Origin of the sequence: Burkholderia sp. AU4i, from assembly GCF_000466765.1 — a bacterium.
Classification (GTDB): domain Bacteria; phylum Pseudomonadota; class Gammaproteobacteria; order Burkholderiales; family Burkholderiaceae; genus Burkholderia; species Burkholderia cepacia.
This window is the reverse complement of record NZ_ASSI01000068.1, coordinates 1-19928: the sequence shown is the minus strand read 5'-3', so window position 1 is coordinate 19928 and position 19928 is coordinate 1. Positions and strand designations below refer to the sequence as shown.

Sequence of the window (19928 nt, the reverse complement as noted above, 5' to 3'; positions counted from 1 at the left end):
CGGGCAGCGTGTGGCTGCTCGCGGCGCTGGCGATCGCCGCGGCGGTCGCGGCGCCGCTCGCGGTGCTCGTGGGCGCCGCATTCGACGCCGATCTCGCGCACTGGCGGCATCTCGCCGAATTCGTGCTGCCGCAGGCGCTCGTCAATACGCTGCTGCTGCTCGCGGGCGTCGGCACGATCGTGTCGATCGTCGGCACCGGCTGCGCGTGGCTCGTCACCGCATACGACTTTCCCGGCCGCCGCGTGCTCACATGGGCACTGCTGCTGCCGCTCGCGGTGCCCACCTACATCGTCGCGTTCGCATACCTCGACCTGCTGCACCCGATCGGCCCCGTACAGGGCGCGATCCGCTGGCTGCTCGGCTTCGACAGCCCGCGCCAGTTCCGCCTGCCCGACCTGCGCTCGCTGCCCGGCGCGATCTTCGTACTCGGTTTCGTGCTGTATCCCTATGTTTACCTGAGCACGCGCGCGATGTTCGTCACGCAGTCCGCGAGCCTGCTCGAAGCCGCGCGCACGCTCGGCGCGGGACGCATCGCCACGTTCTGGCGCGTCGTCGTGCCGCTCGCGCGGCCCGCGATCGCGGTCGGCGTGAGCCTCGCGCTGCTCGAAACGCTGAACGATATCGGCGCATCGGAATTCCTTGGCGTGCAGACGCTGACGGTATCCGTGTACACGACATGGATCACGCGGTCCGATCTCGCCGGCGCCGCACAGATCGCGCTCGCGATGCTCGCGATCGTCGTGGGCATGATCGTGCTCGAACGCTACGGGCGCCGCCGCCAGCGCTATGCGCATGGCCGGCGCATGCGGCCGATCGCGCCGCGCCGCCTGACGGGTACGGCCGCATGGGGCGCCGCCGTGCTCGGCTGGCTGCCCGTGCTGCTCGGCTTCGGCGCGCCGGCCGCGTATCTCGCGGTCGAGACGGCCAAGCGGCTGCATCTCGTCGGGGGCGTGTCCGCGCAACTGATGACGGGGCTCGCGAACACGCTGACGATCGCCACCGCCGCCACCGTCGCGACACTCGCGTGCGGGCTCGTCGTCGCATGGGCCGCGCGCGCGCAACGCGACAGCGCAGGCGCGGGCCCGGCCCGCGTGTGCGCGAGAATCGCGAGCCTCGGTTATGCGGTGCCCGGCACCGTGCTCGCGATCGGCCTGCTGATCCCGTTCGCGGCGGCCGACCGGCTGTTCGGCGCGGCACTCGGCCGCGACGGGCTGCTGCTGATGGGCTCGGCGGCCGCGCTCGTGATCGCCTACACGGTGCGTTTTCTCGCGATCCCGGCCGGCAGCATCGAGGCCGGCCTCGCGCGCATCCCGCCGTCGCTGGAACAGGCCGCGCGTTCGCTCGGCGAAACGGCCGGCGGCACGCTGCGCCGCGTGCACCTGCCGCTGCTGCGGCCCGCGCTCACCACGAGCGCACTGCTGGTGTTCGTCGACGCCATGAAGGAATTGCCGGCGACGCTGCTGCTGCGTCCGCTGAACTTCGACACGCTCGCCACCTGGCTGTATGCGGAAGCGGCGCGCGGCACCTACGAGGAAGGCGCGGTCGCCGCCCTCGCGATCGTGCTGGCCGGGCTCGTGCCCGTGATCCTGCTCGCCCGCACCCGCCACAAGATCGGAGCCTGACACCGTGAACCTGCTCGAACTCGATGACCTCTGCCTCGCCTACGACACGCCGCACGGCCGCCGCACGGTGGTCGACGGCCTGAGCCTCGCGCTGCCGCGCGGCGACATCGGCTGCCTGCTCGGTGCGTCGGGCTGCGGCAAGACCACCGTGCTGCGCGCGATCGCCGGCTTCGAACCGGTGCGCATGGGGCGCATTGTGCTGGACGGCGCGCCCGTCGCGGCGCCGTCGCTCGACGTGCCGCCCGAGCGGCGCCGCATCGGCATGATGTTCCAGGATTACGCGCTGTTTCCGCACCTCAGCGCGGCCGACAACGTCGCGTTCGGTTTGCGGCGCATGCCGAAGACCGAACGGCGCATGCGTGTCGCGGAAATGCTCGATCTGGTCGGCCTTGCCGATTCCGGCAGCGCCTATCCGCACGAGCTGTCGGGCGGCCAGCAGCAGCGCGTCGCGCTCGCCCGTGCGCTCGCGCCGTCACCGGAACTGCTGCTGCTCGACGAGCCGTTCTCGAATCTCGACGTCGATACGCGCGAGCGGCTCGCGTTCGAGCTGCGCGACATCCTGAAACGCACGGGCCACACCGCGATCCTCGTCACGCACAACCAGGCGGAAGCGTTCGCGATCGCCGACCGGATCGGCGTGATGAAGGATGGCCAGCTCGCGCAATGGGATACGCCGTACGCACTGCATCACCATCCGGCCAGCCCGTTCGTCGCGGATTTCGTGCGCCGCGACGCACTGGCCGACGAGCGCGCACGCGCACTGGCGCGCGGCCGCTGAACCCGCGGGCGCGCTGCACGCCCGCGCCGTTTCGTTGCCGCGCTACGCCGGCTCGGCAAGGTCGCGCACGGGCAGCGCGGTCGAATACTTGATCTGCTCCATCGCGAACGACGAGCTGACGTCGAACAGCGGCACCGTACGAATCAGCTGCTTGTAGACGCGGTCGTAATCGTCGATGCCGGCCACCACGACGCGCAGCAGATAATCGGTCTCGCCGCTCATCCGGTACACCTCGACCACTTCCGGCATGTCGCGCACGGCCTGCGTGAACCGCTGCGCCCATTCCTCGGTGTGCTGGTTCGTCCGGATCGCGACGAACACGGTCGTGCCGACCCCAAGCTTGCGCGGATCGCACAGCGCAACCTGCGCGCGAATCGAGCCGGTTTCCTTGAGCCGCTGCACGCGCTTCCAGCACGGCGTCTGCGACAGGTTCACGCGCTGTGCCAGTTCCGCGATCGGCAGCGTGGCATCCGCCTGCAACAGCTCCAGCAGCTTGCGATCGATGGCGTCCATTTCTCCAGTCCCTCGTAGATAGAAATTTATTCTATTCATCCTGCACAACGGGGAACAATATGAAAACCGCCTCGCCGCGTCGACCAGTGTAAATACCGATCCGGTACACGTGCGGGTCGTGCGCGTCTGCCGGCACGCAGCCCGCTCCAGACGAAACAGGCGATCCCGCCCGTCAAGGTGGAATCGCCTGGCGTTCCTGCACGTCGCGGCCGGCCCGGCGCTCACGCGCCGGCCGGCGCGACGCTCAATACGCGACCGTCGCGATCTCGCGCACGAAGCTGCCTTGCTCGAGCGCATCGACGAACGCGACCGCGTAGTCTTCCGTCGAGATCCTGCTGTTGCCCTGCGCATCCGCGATCAGCTTGCCGACGCCCGTGCGGAACGTGCCCGTGCGCTCGCCCGGGGCGATCATCGCGGCCGGCGCGAAGAACGTCCAGTCGAGATCGTCGACCGTCTTCAGGTAGGCGAGCGCATCGCGGTGCGCAAGCGCCTGCGCCTTGTACGCTTCGGGAAAGCCTTCGCTGTCGACCAGCTGCTTGCCCGGCGCGATTTCGAGCGAACCTGCACCGCCCACCACCACGAGCCGCTTCAGGCCCGCCTCGCGTGTGCCGGCGACCAGCGCTTTCGCGGCCGCGACGACCTTCGTCGCATCGTCCTGCTTCGGGCCGTACGCGCTCGCGACGACGTCATGACCCGGCAGCGCGGCCGCAATGCTGGCCGCGTCGAACAGGTCGGCCGCCTTCGCGGTGATGCCGTCACCGGCCGCGCCGGGATGGCGCGACAGCGCGGTCACGCGATGGCCGCGTCGCACGGCTTCCGCGGCAATACGCGAGCCGATCGTGCCGGTGGCGCCGAACAGCGCGATATTCAGGGTACGTTGCGTCATGTCAATTCTCCAGTAAGCAAAATATGTAACGATGTTAATTACAGATAAGATCGAAAAAAACGGGGCAAAGCCCCCGTTGCGCCGGACACCGCGCATGCGCGCCGTCCGGCTTCCTGCCCTGCCGCCGGTTACCCGCCGGCGCGCACGTCATGTTGCGTACGCTGTTCCAGATCCAGCACGTCGGCCGTGACGTCGGCCAGCGTGCGCGTGGCAAGCGAGGCTTCCATCGCGCGCTGCGCGTCGCCGATGTAGTCGGTCAGCGCGCCCTGGATGTGCCGCCCGACGAGACACGCGGGATTCGGTGCCTCGCGGTGCAGCGCGAACAGTTGCGCATCGTCGACCGCACGATATACGTCGAGCAGCGTGATCGCACCGGGCTCGCGCGCCAGTAGCGCACCGCCGCCCGCGCCCAGCTGCGACGTGGTCAGCCCGGCAGCCGCCAGCATCGACAGCAGGCGGCGGATCAGCGCCGGGTTCGTGTTCACGCTGCCCGCGATGATGTCTGACGACAGCGGCACGCCTTCCTGCATCGACAGCAAGGCAAGCACGTGGACGGCAAACGCGAACCGGCTGCTGGTATTCATTCCTCACCCACTTGACGACGCCGGCCCATCCTGCGGCCGGCGACATATGTAACCATCATAATTACAATTCGCGGATCATGCAAGCTCGCGTCACTCCCCGCTCGCGGGCTTGGCGCCCGACGCATTCTGCTGGCTCCACTGCTGCAGCTTCTTGCCGGCTTCGGCGATCTTCGCGCCGGCTTCGGAAGCCGCATGCGCGACGACCGCGGAAGCGGCCGCGTCGATCTGCGCCTGCGCGGCGGAGGCAAGGCCGCTCGCGGACAGCGGCGGCACGGCCGACGCCGCGGACGCGATACCGGCCTTCGCGGCGTTGATCTGCTGGTTGACGGTGCTCGCCACCTGGTCGAGCGCCTTGGCCGCGTTGTTCGCGGCATCGGCGGCCGCGCTCGCGGCCGTATCGGGTTGCGTGACCGGCGCACCGGACTTCTCGCAGCCCGCGAGCAACAGCAGCGCACCGGCGGCCACGGCAGCCAGTACGGACCCGGGCACGCGACGCGCCCGCGATGTCTTCATCTTCATCAGCAATCTCCGGCCGCGCGTGGCGCGGCCTCGTGGTTGGACCGACGTCGATGATACCGCCTGTTGAACAGGGCCAATCACGCCCCGCCATTAAAAATGGCTTTCAATTTCGGACTCGTCTGATTCAATCGCACACGCAAGGACTCTAAAGTGGGCGAGCTTCAACCCGCTTCGGACGTGCCCCCTTTTTCTCATGGATTTCCTCGTCAACTGGCTCATCGCCCTGGCCGCGTTGCTTGCCGCCACCCTGTTCCTGTGTCTGCGCCCGCGGTCGGTGCACCGTCTGGCCGAATCCGGGCGCCCGCGCCGCGTCGCAGCCGCGCGCCTGCTCGCGCAGGCCGTGATCGGCTTCTGGACGGCCGCGCTGATCGTCGCGCAAGGCATCCTCGGCCCCGACGTCGACGGCCAGTCGCTCACGGGCTTCGCGGCGCTCGCGTTCGCCGCGCTCGGGCTGACAACCGTCGCCGCCTACTGGTCGGTGTGTGCGCTACGGCTGCGGCGGCCGCCCCCGCTGTTCGCGCGCCACTGACGCGCCGGCTGGTGCGCCGCGACGCACCATCGCGCACCACGCCGCACCAACCGGCTCGTCGCACGCACCAGTTCCGTACGCGTCGCACCACACACGTGCACCCGGCATCGCGCTCGGGCTGCGCCGGCTACGCCCTCTTCCCGTGCACGATTCATCGGAATGCCTCACCACGCGGCGCCCGGGCACCAACTCCATGCGGCGGCTCACCAAGTTGGCTCGATATTTGCATTCCTTGCCCGTTTTTTGCGCAAGGAAGCCACGGCATGGATGGTCTGAAATCCGGCGTCGACTCACTGTTCCTGTTGATCGGCGCCGTCATGGTGCTCGCGATGCACGCGGGCTTTGCATTTCTCGAACTCGGCACGGTCCGCAAGAAGAACCAGGTCAACGCGCTCGTGAAGATCCTGGTCGACTTCTCGGTGTCGACGCTCGCGTATTTCTTCATCGGCTACACGATCGCGTACGGCGTCGAGTTCTTCGACGACATCGGCACGCTGTCGCAGCACAACGGCTACGCGCTCGTGCGCTTCTTCTTCCTGCTGACCTTCGCGGCGGCCATTCCCGCGATCGTCTCCGGCGGCATCGCCGAGCGCGCGAAGTTCAATCCGCAGCTCGTCGCGACGCTGATCATCGTCGGCTTCATCTATCCGTTCTTCGAAGGGATCGCGTGGAACGAACGCTTCGGCGTGCAGGCCTGGCTCACGCACGCGTTCGGCACGCCGTTCCACGATTTCGCGGGCTCCGTCGTCGTGCACGCGTTCGGCGGCTGGGTCGCGCTGCCGGCCGTACTGCTGCTCGGCGCGCGCCACGGCCGTTACGCGAAGGACGGCCGGATCGCCGCGCACCCGCCGTCGAACATCCCGTTCCTCGCGCTCGGTGCGTGGGTGCTCGCGGTCGGCTGGTTCGGCTTCAACGTGATGAGCGCGCAGACGCTCGACAAGATCAGCGGCCTCGTCGCCGTGAACTCGCTGATGGCGATGGTCGGCGGCACGCTCGCCGCGTGGATGGCCGGCCGCAACGACCCGGGCTTCACGTACAACGGGCCGCTCGCGGGCCTCGTCGCGGTCTGCGCGGGCTCCGACGTGATGCACCCGATCGGCGCACTCGTCACGGGCGCGGCCGCCGGCGCACTGTTCGTCGCGATGTTCACCTGCGTGCAGAACAAGTGGCGCATCGACGACGTGCTCGGCGTGTGGCCGCTGCACGGCATGTGCGGCGCGCTTGGCGGGCTCGCGGCCGGCGTGTTCGGCCTGCCCGCGCTCGGCGGCCTCGGCGGCGTGTCGTTCATGTCACAGCTCGTCGGCACGCTCGGCGGCATCGCGATCGCGACCGCGGGCGGCACGCTCGTGTACGGTGCGCTGAAGGCGACCGTCGGGCTGCGCCTCGACCGCGAAGCCGAATTCGACGGCGCGGACCTGTCGATCCACCGCATCTCGGCGACGCCGGAACGCGATTGAGCCCCTGACAAACGCCCAACTCGCCATTACGTTTTCAATTCAAAAAACTTTCATCGAGCGTCCTTACACTTCCGTCCAGTTTTCAATTTGCCTTCGCGGAGCTTGCCGAGCGCCTGCTTCGCGAAGGCCATTCTTCCAACAACTGAAACTGGACTCCACATGCCCGCGTTGCCCAATGCTTCCCGTCGTCAGGCCCTGAAGATCCTCGCCGGCGCGCCGATGCTTCCCCTTTCCGGCCTCGCGCTGCCGGCCCTGCTGACGGGTTGCGGCGGCGACGACAATCCGGCGTCGACGCCGGCCCCGGTCGCCGCCGCGTACACGTCGGCGACGTTCTCGGCGATGGCCGCACCCACGCTCGACAACGCGGCCGCGATGGCCACGACGACGGTCGGCTCGACGCTGTCGGTGTCGTTCTCGGACGGCTCGGCGCGCAACTTCAAGCTGGCGTACCGGCCGTTCTTCGTGACGGGCGACATGGTGCCGGACGGCAAGGGCGGCACGACGCTCGCGGGCGGCTACTACGACATCAACAACCAGCCGATCATCGACCGCTCGGTTGCCGGCAAGGAGCGCCAGTTCTATTCCGACTGCCCGGACGGCAGCTCGCTGCTGACGCTGAAGAACGCGAACGTGCCCGGCGTGAAAGGCAACACGGTGTTCGCCGTCGTGCAGTTCGAATACACGACGCGCGACCAGGCGAGCGCATCGCAGTACGGCCAGCTGCCGTCGCCGATCGCGGTGCTGACGCTCGACCAGGATCCGGCCAACGGCGCGCTGAAGGTCGTCAAGTACCACAACGTCGACACGTCGAAGGCGCACGGCCTGTGGATCACGTGCGGCGCGAGCCTGTCGCCGTGGGGCACGCACCTGTCGAGCGAGGAGTACGAGCCGGACGCGACCAAGGCCGCGACCGACGCGCAGTTCAAGGCGTTCAGCAAGAACACGTTCGGCGACGAGACGAAGGCGAACCCCTACCACTACGGCCACCTGCCCGAGATCACCGTGAATCCCGACGGCACGGGCACCGTGAAGAAGCACTATTGCCTCGGCCGCATCTCGCACGAGCTGATCCAGGTGATGCCGGACCAGCGCACCGTGATGATGGGCGACGACGCGACCAACGGCGGCCTGTTCATGTTCGTCGCCGACAAGGCCGCCGACCTGTCGGCCGGCACGCTGTATGTCGCGAAGTGGACGCAGACCTCGTCGGCTGGCGCCGGCACCGCGACGCTCACGTGGATCAGGATCGGCCACGCGACGAGCAGCGAGATCGAGGCGCTCGCGAACACGTTGAAGGCATCGGACATCATGGACCTGGTGACCACCGACCCGAACGATGCGAGCTACACGAAGGTCCACTTCGGCGGCAAGTTCAACTGGATGCGCGTGAAGCCGGGGATGGAAAAGGCGGCCGCGTTCCTCGAGACGCACCGCTATGCGGCACTGCTCGGCGGCAGCATGGGCTTCACGAAGCTCGAAGGCACGACCGTGAACGCGAAGGACAAGATCGTCTACACGGCGATGTCGCGAATCGAGACGTCGATGGTCAAGGGCAATGCGGCGTCGCGCGACGTCGCGGTCGACAAGAAGATCGCCGCGGGCGCCGTCTATGCGCTGAACCTGAAGGGCAGCCAGCGCGACACGACGGGCAGCGCGATCGACAGCGAATGGGTGCCGGTCGACATGGGCGCGCCGGCCGCGCTCGTCGGCGAGGATCTCGCCGCGGCCGACGGGCTCGGCAACCTCGCGAACCCGGACAAGATCGCGAACCCGGACAACCTGAAGTTCTCCGAAAAGCTGCGCACGCTCTTCATCGGCGAAGACTCGGGCATGCACGTGAACAACTTCCTGTGGGCCTACAACGTCGACACGAAGTCGCTGGTGCGCGTGCTGTCGTGCCCGGCCGGCGCGGAATCGACCGGCCTGCACGCGGTCGACGAGATCAACGGCTGGACGTACATCATGAGCAACTTCCAGCACGCGGGCGACTGGGAATCGCCGCTGCACGACAAGGTCAAGCCGACGCTCGACCCGCTCGTGCGCGCGAACTTCAAGGACCGCTTCGGCGCGAGCGTCGGCTACCTGACGGCCGAGCAGACCAGCATCAAGCTCGCGAAGGCCTGACCGGGCCGCGCGAGGAGGCGCCGCCCGCCGGCCGGGGACGTGCCTGACCGGGCGTCCCTAACCGGGCGCCCCTTTCTTCATCACCGATCATTCGTCGGCGCTCCACGCCGTTTGATGCGCGATGCCCAGTGCGGACATCGCGCTTTTTTTTGCGCGTGCGAATCGCGTCACGCGCACGCGCGAGCAGACGCCGCGCGGGTAAAAACGGGGGGTTTCGACGATCGGGGGATAATACGGGCCTGACGCGTCCGGGCGGGCGAGCAGGAAAACGGGCAAAAAAAAGCGCCACGGAGACCGTGGCGCTAAAAAAGTTCTAGCCATTCCGAGGGCCGTGCTAGAACCTGAGAGACTGCGCGAAACATCGTTGCCGGTTAAACTCTTGAAACGATGTTTCGAAAACGTGAGACATTCTTTCCGTTTCCGCCCGACAAGTCAAGCGGTATTTGCACCGGTTCATGCACTTTCTGGCAACGCTCATTTGAGCGTTTTCCTAATAAACCAAGGGTGAACCCGTAAAATCTCATCCCATGACCGGTTCACCCACGGAACATGCATCCTTTGACAATAGTCCTACAAAACCAACAAAATTGAAATCGAGTTTCGGAAATAGAGAGAATCCCTCGTGTCGACCACTGTAACCCCTCCCGCGTCGCGGGACCGTGAATCCTCGCCCGACGAAATCACCGCCCTCGCCCGCGGCCTCGCGGTGCTGCGCCGCATCGCGGCTGCCGACGCGCCCGTCAGCAACCGCGAGCTGACCGAACTGACCGGCATCCCGAAGCCGACCGTCTCGCGCATCACCGCGACGCTCGTCAGCGCCGGCTTCCTGTTCCAGTTGCCCGACAGCGAGCGCTTCGTGCTCACCGCGTCGGTGCTCGAACTGAGCCACGGCTTCCTGCGCAACTTCGACATCCGCGCGCGCTCGCGGCCGTTCATGATCGAGCTGGCCGAACGCACGTCGCTGTCCGTGCACCTCGCGGTGCGCGACCGGCTCGACATGGTCGCGATCGACGTGATCCGGCCGCGCTCGGCCGTGCTCGTCACGCGTCTCGAGATCGGCTCGCGGATGGACATCGCACGCACCGCGGTCGGCCGTGCGTATCTCGCCGCACTCGAGGACGACGAACGCCGCCAGCTGCTCGAGTCGCTGCGCACCACGGCCGGCGACGACTGGCCGCACGTGTCCGCGCGCCTGACCCCCGCGCTGGACGACGCGATGCGCGACGGTTGCGCGATCGCGATCGGCGAATGGCGCGAGGGCCTGAATGCGGTGGCGGCCGGTTTCGTCGGCCCGTCGGGGCAGCGCTATTCGGTGAATTGCGGCGGCGCGTCGCACCAGTGCCCGCCCGAATGGCTGCACGAACACGTGGTACCCGCGCTGCACGAATGCATCGCGAAAATCACCCGCGAGATCGGCGGCGCACCGGCCCGGCGGCACGCCGTGTAATCGATTCGTCATCGTCCAATTGCGTTCTGTAACGACCGTAACCCGTTGAAAGATAGTCCACTGGACTGTAACGGGGACGGGACGTAGGATCATGCCCATCGTCGCGCCGCCTTCGCGGTGCGCACCGCTCTTTTCCCGCGCAGGCCGGCGGGGCCCCGGACCGAGCCGGGCGCCCCCTCCCGGCACTGCCCGCCCACGCGCAGCCCAGCAGTCCGATTTCCGGCACGCCGCGCCGTCTTCCTGACAGAACACGATGGATAACGAACAAAAGCCCACGCCTCCTTCGAACGACCCCGCGTCTCCCGCCGCACGACGCCCGCGCCGCACGCTGATGGCCGGGGCGCTTGCGGTCGTCGTCATCGGCGGCCTGCTGTGGTGGCACCCGTGGAACCGCACGCCGGCGGCCGGCAGTGCCGCGACGGGCGCGGGTGCAAGCGCCGCCGGTGGCGGCGGCCACCGCGGCCGAGGCGGCCCCGCCGCGATGGCGAACATTCCGCAGCCCGTGCAGGTCGCGACCGCGACGCAGGGCGAAATGCCGATCGTGCTGTCCGCGCTCGGCACCGTCACGCCGCTCGCGAACGTGACGGTCAAGACGCAGTTGTCGGGCTACCTGCAGTCGGTCTCGTTCCAGGAAGGCCAGATCGTCAGGAAAGGCGACGTGCTCGCGCAGATCGACCCGCGTCCGTACCAGGTCGCGCTCGAGAACGCCGAAGGCACGCATGCGCGCGACTCGGCGCTGCTCGCGACCGCCCGCCTCGACCTGAAGCGCTACCAGACGCTGCTGTCGCAGGACTCGATCGCGTCGCAAACCGTCGATACACAGGCATCGCTCGTCAAGCAGTACGAAGGCGCAGTGAAGACCGACCAGGCCGCGATCGATTCCGCGAAGCTGAACCTCACGTATGCGCGCATCACCGCGCCGGTGTCGGGCCGCGTCGGCCTGCGCCAGGTCGATCCCGGCAACTACGTGACGCCGGGCGATACCAACGGCATCGTCGTGATCACGCAGTTGCAGCCGATGAGCGTGATCTTCACGACGTCGGAAGACAACCTGCCGCAGATCCTCAAGCAGGTGAACGCGGGCCAGAAGCTGTCGGTCACCGCGTACAACCGCAACAACACGGTGCCGCTCGAGACGGGCTCGCTCGCGACGCTCGACAACCAGATCGACACGAGCACGGGCACGGTCAAGCTGCGCGCGAACTTCGATAACAAGGAAGGCATGCTGTTCCCGAATCAGTTCGTGAACACGCGGCTGCTCGTCGACGTGATGCGCAACGCGACGATCGTGCCGACCTCCGCCGTGCTGACCGGCTCGATCGGCCAGTTCGTCTACGTCGTGAAACCCGACAACACGGTGACGGTGCGCAAGGTCACGGTCGGCCCGGTCGACGGCGAACGCACGAGCATCGTCAGCGGCGTGTCGCTCGGCGAACGCGTGGTGACCGACGGCTCCGACCGCCTGCGCGAAGGCGCGAAGATCTCGATCCCGGCCGACAAGCCGAAAGGCGCGTCGGGCGCGCGCGGCGCCGGTGCGGCGTCGGGTGCATCGGGCGCCGGCGGCCAGCGCGGCGGACACCGGCACGGCGCGTCGCAGGCAGCGGCCCCCGCGGCCCAGTAACGCGCGGGCCGCTCGATGAATCCATCCCGCCTTTTCATTCTCCGGCCGGTCGGCACCGCCCTCCTGATGGCGGCGATCATGCTGGCCGGTCTCGTCGCGCTGCGCTTCCTGCCGCTCGCCGCGCTGCCGGAAGTCGACTATCCGACGATCCAGGTCCAGACCTTCTACCCGGGCGCGAGCCCGGAAGTGATGACCTCGTCGGTCACCGCGCCGCTCGAACGGCAGTTCGGGCAGATGCCGTCGCTGAACCAGATGTCGTCGCAGAGTTCGGCCGGCTCGTCCGTGATCACGCTGCAGTTCTCGCTCGACCTGCCGCTCGACATCGCCGAACAGGAAGTGCAGGCCGCGATCAACGCGGCCGGCAACCTGCTGCCGTCCGACCTCCCTGCCCCGCCGATCTATGCGAAGGTCAACCCGGCCGACGCGCCGGTGATCACGCTCGCCGTCACGTCGAAGACGCTGCCGCTCACGCAGGTGCAGGACCTCGCCGACACGCGCCTCGCGATGAAGATCTCGCAGATCGCGGGCGTCGGCCTCGTCAGCCTGTCGGGCGGCAACCGCCCGGCCGTGCGGATCCAGGCGAACCCGACCGCGCTCGCGAAGTACGGGATGAACCTCGACGACCTGCGCACGACGATCTCGAACCTGAACGTGAACACGCCGAAGGGCAACTTCGACGGCCCGACGCGCGCGTACACGATCAACGCGAACGACCAGCTCACGAGCGCCGATCAATACAACAGCGCGGTCGTCGCGTACAAGGGCGGCCGCCCGGTGATGCTCACCGACGTCGCGACGGTCGTCGCCGGCTCGGAGAACACCAAGCTCGGCGCGTGGGTGAATTCGGAGCCCGCGATCATCCTGAACGTGCAGCGCCAGCCGGGCGCGAACGTGATCGCGACCGTCGACGCGATCAAGGCGCAGTTGCCGAAGCTGCAGGAAACGCTGCCGGCCGCGCTCGACGTGCAGATCGTCACCGACCGTACGACGATGATCCGCGCCGCCGTGCGCGACGTGCAGTTCGAGCTGCTGGTCGCGGTCGGGCTCGTCGTGCTCGTGATGTACCTGTTCCTCGCGAACATCTACGCGACGATCATCCCGAGCCTGTCGGTGCCGCTGTCGCTGATCGGCACGCTCGCGGTGATGTACATGGCCGGCTTCTCGCTGAACAACCTGTCGCTGATGGCGCTCACCATCGCGACCGGCTTCGTGGTCGACGACGCGATCGTGATGATCGAGAACATCGCGCGCTACGTCGAGGAAGGCGAATCGGGGCTCGAGGCCGCGCTGAAGGGCTCGAAGCAGATCGGCTTCACGATCATCTCGCTGACGGTGTCGCTGATCGCGGTGCTGATCCCGCTGCTGTTCATGGGCGACGTGGTCGGGCGCCTCTTCCATGAATTCGCGATCACGCTCGCGGTGACGATCGTGATCTCGGCGATCGTGTCGCTCACGCTCGTGCCGATGATGTGCGCGAAGCTGCTGCGCCATTCGCCGCCGCCCGAGAGCCACCGCTTCGAGGCGCGCGTGCACCAGGCGATCGACTGGGTGATCGCGCGCTACGCGGTCGCGCTCGAATGGGTGCTGAACCGCCAGCGCTCGACGCTCGTCGTCGCGCTGCTGACGCTCGCGCTGACGGGCCTGCTGTACGTGTACGTGCCGAAGGGCTTCTTCCCCGCGCAGGACACCGGCGTGATCCAGGCGATCACGCAGGCGCCGCAGTCGATCTCGTACGGCGCGATGGCCGAGCGCCAGCAGACACTCGCGGCCGAGATCCTGAAGGATCCGAACGTCGTGAGCCTCACGTCGTTCATCGGCGTCGACGGCAGCAACATCACGCTGAACAGCGGCCGGATGCTGATCAACCTGAAGGCGCGCGACGAACGCACCGAAACCGCCGCGCAGATCATCCGCGACCTGCAGCAGCGCGTCGCGAACATCACCGGGATCTCGCTCTTCATGCAGCCGGTGCAGGATCTGACGATCGACTCGACCGTCAGCCCAACGCAGTACCAGTTCATGCTGACGAGCCCGAACTCGGAAGAGTTCGCGACCTGGGTGCCGAAGCTCGTCGCGCGGCTGCAGCAGGAGCCGTCGCTCGCCGACGTCGCGACCGACCTGCAGAGCAACGGCCAGTCCGTCTACATCGAGATCGACCGCGCGAGCGCCGCGCGCTTCGGCATCACGCCGGCGACCGTCGACAACGCGCTGTACGACGCGTTCGGCCAGCGCATCGTGTCGACGATCTTCACGCAGTCGAACCAGTACCGCGTGATTCTCGAATCGGAGCCGAAGGAGCAGCACTACGCGCAATCGCTGAACGACATCTACCTGCCGTCGGCGGGCGGCGGCCAGGTGCCGCTGGCGTCGATCGCGTCGTTCCACGAACGGCCGTCGCCGCTCCTGGTCGCGCACCTGTCGCAGTTCCCGTCGACCACCGTCTCGTTCAACCTCGCCGCAGGCGCTTCGCTCGGCGAGGCGGTCAAGGCGATCGAGGCCGCCGAGAAGGACATCGGGCTGCCCGCGTCGTTCCAGACGCGCTTCCAGGGCGCGGCGCTCGCGTTCCAGGCATCGCTGTCGAACCAGCTGTTCCTGATCCTCGCGGCGGTCGTCACGATGTACATCGTGCTCGGCGTGCTGTACGAGAGCTACATCCACCCGATCACGATCCTGTCGACGCTGCCGTCGGCCGGCGTCGGCGCGTTGCTTGCGCTGATGATCACCGGGCACGACCTCGACATCATCGGGATCATCGGCATCGTGCTGCTGATCGGTATCGTGAAGAAGAACGCGATCATGATGATCGACTTCGCGCTCGAGGCCGAACGTGTCGAAGGCAAGCCGCCGCGCGAGGCGATCTACCAGGCGTGCCTGCTGCGCTTTAGGCCGATCCTGATGACGACGCTCGCCGCGCTGCTCGGCGCGGTGCCGCTGATCGTCGGCGCCGGCGCGGGCTCCGAGCTGCGCCAGCCGCTCGGGGTCGCGATCGCCGGCGGCCTGATCGTGTCGCAGGTGCTGACGCTGTTCACGACGCCCGTGATCTACCTCGGCTTCGACTCGCTCGCGCGCCGCGTGCGCGGCTGGTTCGAGCGCCACGGCCCGCAAGCCGGCACGCGCACGGATGCGTAAATGACACGACCCTCACGCACACTTCGTTCGCGTGGGGGGGCGCAGCCCCCTCATCTCCCGAAAACGCATCCGTCGGAACACGCGACGGCCCAGCGAGTGCCGACATGAACCTGTCGCGCCCCTTCATCACGCGCCCCGTCGCGACGACGCTGCTCGCGATCGGCGTCGCGCTCGCGGGCCTGTTCGCGTTCGTCAAGCTGCCGGTGTCGCCGCTGCCGCAGGTCGACTTCCCCACCATCTCGGTGCAGGCGTCGCTGCCCGGCGCGAGCCCCGAGACCGTCGCGACCAGCGTGACGAGCCCGCTGGAGCGGCACCTCGGCTCGATCGCCGACGTCTCCGAAATGACGTCGACGAGCACGGTCGGCAATGCCCGGATCATCCTGCAGTTCGGCCTGAACCGCGACATCGACGGCGCCGCCCGCGACGTGCAGGCCGCGATCAACGCCGCGCGCGCCGACCTGCCCGCCGCGCTGAAGAGCAACCCGACCTACCGCAAGGTCAACCCGGCCGACTCGCCGATCATGGTCGTGTCGCTGACGTCGGAAACCTCGTCGCCCGCGAAGCTGTACGACGCCGCGTCGACGGTGCTGCAGCAGTCGCTGTCGCAGATCGACGGGATCGGCCAGGTGTCGGTGAGCGGCTCCGCGAACCCGGCCGTGCGCGTCGAGCTCGAGCCGCAGGCGCTGTTCCACTACGGGATCGGCCTCGAGGACGTGCGCGCGGCGCTCGCCTCCGCGAACGCCAACGCGCCGAAGGGCGCGATCGAGTTCGGCCCGCAGCGCTACCAGCTGTATACGAACGACCAGGCGTCCGAGGCGTCGCAATACCGCGACCTCGTCGTCGCGTATCGCAACGGCGCGGCCGTGCGGCTGTCCGACCTGTCCGACGTCGTCGATTCGGTCGAGGATCTCCGCAACCTCGGCCTATCGAACGGCAAGCGCGCGGTGCTCGTGATCCTCTACCGCTCGCCCGGCGCGAACATCATCGACACGATCGACCGCGTGCGCGCGGCGCTGCCGCAGCTCACCGCGTCGCTGCCGGCCGACATCACGGTCACGCCCGTGCTCGACCGCTCGACCACCATCCGCGCGTCGCTGAAGGACACCGAGCACACGCTGCTGATCGCGATCAGCCTCGTCGTGATGGTCGTGTTCCTGTTCCTGCGCAACTGGCGCGCGACGCTGATCCCGAGCGTCGCAGTGCCGATCTCGATCGTCGGCACGTTCGGCGCGATGTACCTGCTCGGCTTCTCGATCGACAACCTGTCGCTGATGGCGCTGATCGTCGCGACCGGTTTCGTCGTCGACGATGCGATCGTCGTGCTCGAGAACATCTCGCGGCATATCGAGAACGGCAAGTCGCGCATGCAGGCCGCGTTCGACGGCGCGCGCGAGGTCGGCTTCACGGTGCTGTCGATGAGCATTTCGCTCGTCGCGGTGTTCCTGCCGATCCTGCTGATGGGCGGCATCGTCGGGCGCCTGTTCCGCGAGTTCGCGCTGACGCTGTCGCTTGCGATCGCCGTGTCGCTCGCGGTGTCGCTCACCGTCACGCCGATGATGTGCGCGCGCCTGCTCCCCGAGTCGCACGAACCGCAGAGCGAAGGCCGCTTCGCGCGATTCCTGGAACGCTGTTTCAGCCGCATGCAGCGCGGTTACGAACGCTCGCTGTCGTGGGCGCTGCGCCGGCCGCTGCTGATCCTGCTGACGCTCGTCGCAACGATCGTGCTGAACGCCTACCTGTATGTCGTCGTGCCGAAGGGCTTTTTCCCGCAGCAGGACACCGGGCTGATGATCGGCGGCATCCAGGCCGACCAGTCGACGTCGTTCCAGGCGATGAAGCTGAAGTTCTCCGAGATGATGCGGATCGTGCAGGGCAACCCGAACGTGAAGAGCGTCGCGGGCTTCACCGGCGGCACGCAGACCAACTCGGGCTTCATGTTCGTCACGCTGAAGGATCGTACCGAGCGCAAGCTGACGGCCGACCAGGTGATCCAGCAACTGCGCCCGCCGCTGGCGGACGTCGCGGGTGCGCGCACGTTCCTGCAGGCGGCACAGGACATCCGCGTCGGCGGCCGGCAGAGCAACGCGCAGTACCAGTTCACGCTGCTCGGCGATTCGAGCGCCGACCTGTACAAGTGGGGGCCGATCCTGACCGAGGCGCTGCAGAAGCGTCCCGAGCTGACCGACGTGAATTCGGACCAGCAGCAAGGCGGCCTCGAGGCGATGGTGACGATCGACCGCGCGACGGCCGCGCGGTTCGGCATCAAGCCCGCGCAGATCGACAATACGCTGTACGACGCATTCGGCCAGCGCCAGGTCTCGACGATCTACAACCCGCTGAACCAGTACCACGTGGTGATGGAAGTCGCGCCGAAGTACTGGCAGAGCCCCGAGATGCTGAACCAGGTGTGGGTCAGCACGTCGGGCGGCAGTGCGAACGGCTCGCAGACCACCAACGCGGCGGCCGGCACCTACGTCGCGACGTCGGCCGGCACGTCGAGCGCCGGCACGGCCGCGCAGAGCGCCGCGGCGATCGCGTCGGACTCCGCGCGCAACCAGGCGCTCAACGCGATCGCGGCGAGCGGCAAGTCGAGCGCCTCGTCGGGTGCGTCGGTGTCGACGTCGAAGTCGACGATGATCCCGCTGTCGGCGATCGCGACGTTCGGGCCGAGCACGACACCGCTGTCGGTCAACCACCAGGGGCTGTTCGTCGCGACGACGATCTCGTTCAACCTGCCGTCCGGCGTGTCGCTGTCGCAGGCGACGCAGGTGATCTACCAGACGATGGCGCAGGTTGGCGTGCCGCCGACGATCGTCGGCAGCTTCCAGGGCACCGCGCAGGCGTTCCAGCAGTCGCTGAACGACCAGCCGATCCTGATCCTCGCGGCGCTGCTGGCCGTCTATATCGTGCTCGGGATCCTGTACGAGAGCTACATCCACCCGATCACGATCCTGTCGACGCTGCCGTCGGCCGGTGTCGGTGCGCTGCTCGCGCTGCTGCTGTTCAAGACCGAGTTCAGCATCATCGCGCTGATCGGCGTGATCCTGCTGATCGGTATCGTGAAGAAGAACGCGATCATGATGGTCGACTTCGCGATCGACCAAACGCGCAACTACGGCAAATCGTCGCTCGACGCGATCCACGAGGCGTGTCTGCTGCGCTTCCGCCCGATCATGATGACGACGATGGCCGCGCTGTTCGGCGCACTGCCGCTCGCGTTCGGCAGCGGCGACGGTGCCGAGCTGCGCGCGCCGCTCGGGATCGCGATCGCCGGCGGCCTGATCGTGTCGCAGGTGCTGACGCTCTATACGACGCCGGTCGTCTACCTGTACATGGACCGTTTCCGCGTCTGGGCCGAGAAGCGGCGCAACCGCCGCGGGAATTCCGGCGGGCCGGCCGTCGCCGGGGAGTGATGGAAGCGGCCGCCCGGCGGGCGGCCGCTTGCCGCGCTTGCGCATCGGCAGCGATCGGCTATCGTGAGTCCATGCCCACCGCGGGACCCTTCACGGGGACACGCCATGAACGTCCAGCTCAACCATACGATCGTCTGGTGCCGCGACAAGCGCGCGTCGAGCCGCTTCCTCACCGAGCTTCTGGAACTACCGCCGCCGACGCCGTTCGGCGCGATGCTGGTCGTGCCGCTCGACAACGGCGTGTCGCTCGATTTCTACGAACAGGCGGGGGACATCCGGTCGCAGCATTACGCGTTCCTGCTCGACGAAGCCGGCTTCGATCGCGTGCTGGCACGCATCCGCGAGCGCGGGCTGTCGCACTGGGCCGATCCCGCGAAGCGGCAACCCGATGACATCTACCGCCACAACGGCGGCCGCGGCGTGTATTTCGACGATCCGGACGGCCACTTCCTCGAAGTGATGACGCAGCCTTATGCGCTGAACGGTCAGCTCGGCTGAAGGGCCGGCATTGCGCCGGCCGCTGTTGCACTGCGAGAAACCGGCCCGCGTGCCGACCTGCTTCGGACGACACCCGGCCGGCGGCCGTTACCGGGCCATTAACGGGCCATTACCCGGCTCGGCCGTTATTCGGCCGTTGTTCGGCCGTTACCTCGGCCACTACTCGACCATTACGCGACCATTACTCGGCCGCTGCCGCCGTCTTGCGCGGACGCCGCGCGCGCGGCGCCGCCTTGCGGGCCGGTTTCTTCGGCTTGGCTTCGGCGGGCGCCTCGACAGCCGCCTCGGCCGGCGCGGCAGCCACCTCGCCGCCGACGTCGCCGGCCGACGGCTCGGTGTGCGTCACCGCGGCGGGCCACATGTCGCCCTGCTCCGGGTCGCGATGCGTGTCGCCCGCATGCTTGCCGTGCGCGTGCTGGTCGCCGCCGTGCTTCGCCGCGCCATGCCCGGCGTCGTCCGGCCGCCCGGCCGACTCACGGCCTGCGCTCTTCGCGGCGGCACCCTTCTTCGCGCCGGTCTTCTTCGCCGCGCTCTTGCGCGCACGCTTGCGGCCATCCTTCGCGTCGCCGTGCGCCTCGGCTGCTTCCACCGCTTCCACGGCTTCGGTCGTTTCAGCCGGCACGACTGCCGCGATTTCGGCGGCTCCGGCCGATTCGGCCATCGCCGCGTCGTCCGCGTCGACCTGCGCGGTTTCATGCACGACTGCTTCCGCCCGCTGCTCGCGACGTCGCGGCTCGCGGCCGGCCCGCGCCGGCTCCGCCGCGCGCGCGCCGTGGTGACCGCCGTGGTGTGCGGCCCCGCCTTCGCC

At 68.0% G+C, this 19928-nt stretch carries 14 protein-coding genes and 1 pseudogene; 10 read left to right on the top strand and 5 right to left on the bottom strand.

Annotation, left to right across the window (positions count from 1 at the left end; translation table 11 throughout):
- Positions 1 to 8 precede the first annotated feature (8 nt).
- The gene (locus tag L810_RS16455) at positions 9 to 1622 is read left to right on the top strand and encodes an ABC transporter permease (RefSeq protein WP_021159404.1); all 1614 of its coding nucleotides are present in this window, start codon (positions 9 to 11) and stop codon (positions 1620 to 1622) included.
- A gap of 4 nt (positions 1623 to 1626) precedes the next feature.
- The gene (locus L810_RS16450; RefSeq protein ID WP_021159403.1) at positions 1627 to 2400 is read left to right on the top strand and encodes an ABC transporter ATP-binding protein; all 774 of its coding nucleotides are present in this window, start codon (positions 1627 to 1629) and stop codon (positions 2398 to 2400) included.
- Positions 2401 to 2442: 42 nt separating this feature from the next.
- Here L810_RS16450 and L810_RS16445 read toward each other — a convergent pair whose 3' ends face one another.
- The 4 genes from L810_RS16445 to L810_RS16430 all read right to left on the bottom strand — a co-directional run bounded on the left by L810_RS16445 (position 2443) and on the right by L810_RS16430 (position 4902).
- Complete coding sequence (locus L810_RS16445; protein ID WP_021159402.1) at positions 2443 to 2913, bottom strand: Lrp/AsnC family transcriptional regulator; 471 nt, start codon at positions 2911 to 2913, stop codon at positions 2443 to 2445.
- A 244-nt stretch (positions 2914 to 3157) separates the two neighbouring features.
- Entirely contained in the window at positions 3158 to 3799 is a 642-nt protein-coding gene (locus L810_RS16440) for an NAD(P)-dependent oxidoreductase (protein ID WP_021159401.1), read from the bottom strand.
- 128 nt (positions 3800 to 3927) lie between these two features.
- The gene (locus L810_RS16435) at positions 3928 to 4383 is read right to left on the bottom strand and encodes an Rrf2 family transcriptional regulator (RefSeq protein WP_021159400.1); all 456 of its coding nucleotides are present in this window, start codon (positions 4381 to 4383) and stop codon (positions 3928 to 3930) included.
- Between the two features lie 90 nt (positions 4384 to 4473).
- The gene (locus L810_RS16430) at positions 4474 to 4902 is read right to left on the bottom strand and encodes a hypothetical protein (RefSeq protein WP_021159399.1); all 429 of its coding nucleotides are present in this window, start codon (positions 4900 to 4902) and stop codon (positions 4474 to 4476) included.
- Between the two features lie 193 nt (positions 4903 to 5095).
- Here L810_RS16430 and L810_RS16425 point away from each other — a divergent pair, with 193 nt between their 5' ends.
- The 8 genes from L810_RS16425 (at position 5096) to L810_RS16390 (ending at position 19120) form a co-directional block, all read left to right on the top strand.
- Positions 5096 to 5431: a hypothetical protein gene (locus tag L810_RS16425; RefSeq protein ID WP_021159398.1), complete on the top strand. Its 336-nt coding sequence runs from the start codon at positions 5096 to 5098 to the stop codon at positions 5429 to 5431.
- 263 nt (positions 5432 to 5694) lie between these two features.
- Positions 5695 to 6888: an ammonium transporter gene (locus L810_RS16420; RefSeq protein WP_021159397.1), complete on the top strand. Its 1194-nt coding sequence runs from the start codon at positions 5695 to 5697 to the stop codon at positions 6886 to 6888.
- Between the two features lie 159 nt (positions 6889 to 7047).
- Complete coding sequence (locus L810_RS16415) at positions 7048 to 9012, top strand: PhoX family protein (RefSeq protein WP_021159396.1); 1965 nt, start codon at positions 7048 to 7050, stop codon at positions 9010 to 9012.
- A gap of 622 nt (positions 9013 to 9634) precedes the next feature.
- On the top strand, positions 9635 to 10459 hold the full coding sequence (locus tag L810_RS16410) for an IclR family transcriptional regulator (protein ID WP_021159394.1): 825 nt from the start codon (positions 9635 to 9637) through the stop codon (positions 10457 to 10459).
- 253 nt (positions 10460 to 10712) lie between these two features.
- Positions 10713 to 12080, top strand: coding sequence for an MdtA/MuxA family multidrug efflux RND transporter periplasmic adaptor subunit (locus tag L810_RS16405; protein ID WP_042974981.1), 1368 nt, complete (start codon positions 10713 to 10715; stop codon positions 12078 to 12080).
- Positions 12081 to 12095: 15 nt separating this feature from the next.
- Positions 12096 to 15209: an MdtB/MuxB family multidrug efflux RND transporter permease subunit gene (locus L810_RS16400; RefSeq protein WP_021159391.1), complete on the top strand. Its 3114-nt coding sequence runs from the start codon at positions 12096 to 12098 to the stop codon at positions 15207 to 15209.
- Between the two features lie 104 nt (positions 15210 to 15313).
- A complete protein-coding gene (locus L810_RS16395; protein ID WP_021159390.1) occupies positions 15314 to 18622 on the top strand; it encodes an efflux RND transporter permease subunit in 3309 nt (1102 codons plus the stop codon).
- A 105-nt stretch (positions 18623 to 18727) separates the two neighbouring features.
- The gene (locus L810_RS16390; protein ID WP_021159389.1) at positions 18728 to 19120 is read left to right on the top strand and encodes a VOC family protein; all 393 of its coding nucleotides are present in this window, start codon (positions 18728 to 18730) and stop codon (positions 19118 to 19120) included.
- A gap of 181 nt (positions 19121 to 19301) precedes the next feature.
- Here L810_RS16390 and L810_RS48115 read toward each other — a convergent pair.
- Positions 19302 to 19928, bottom strand: a pseudogene (locus L810_RS48115) (NYN domain-containing protein); the annotation flags it as partial.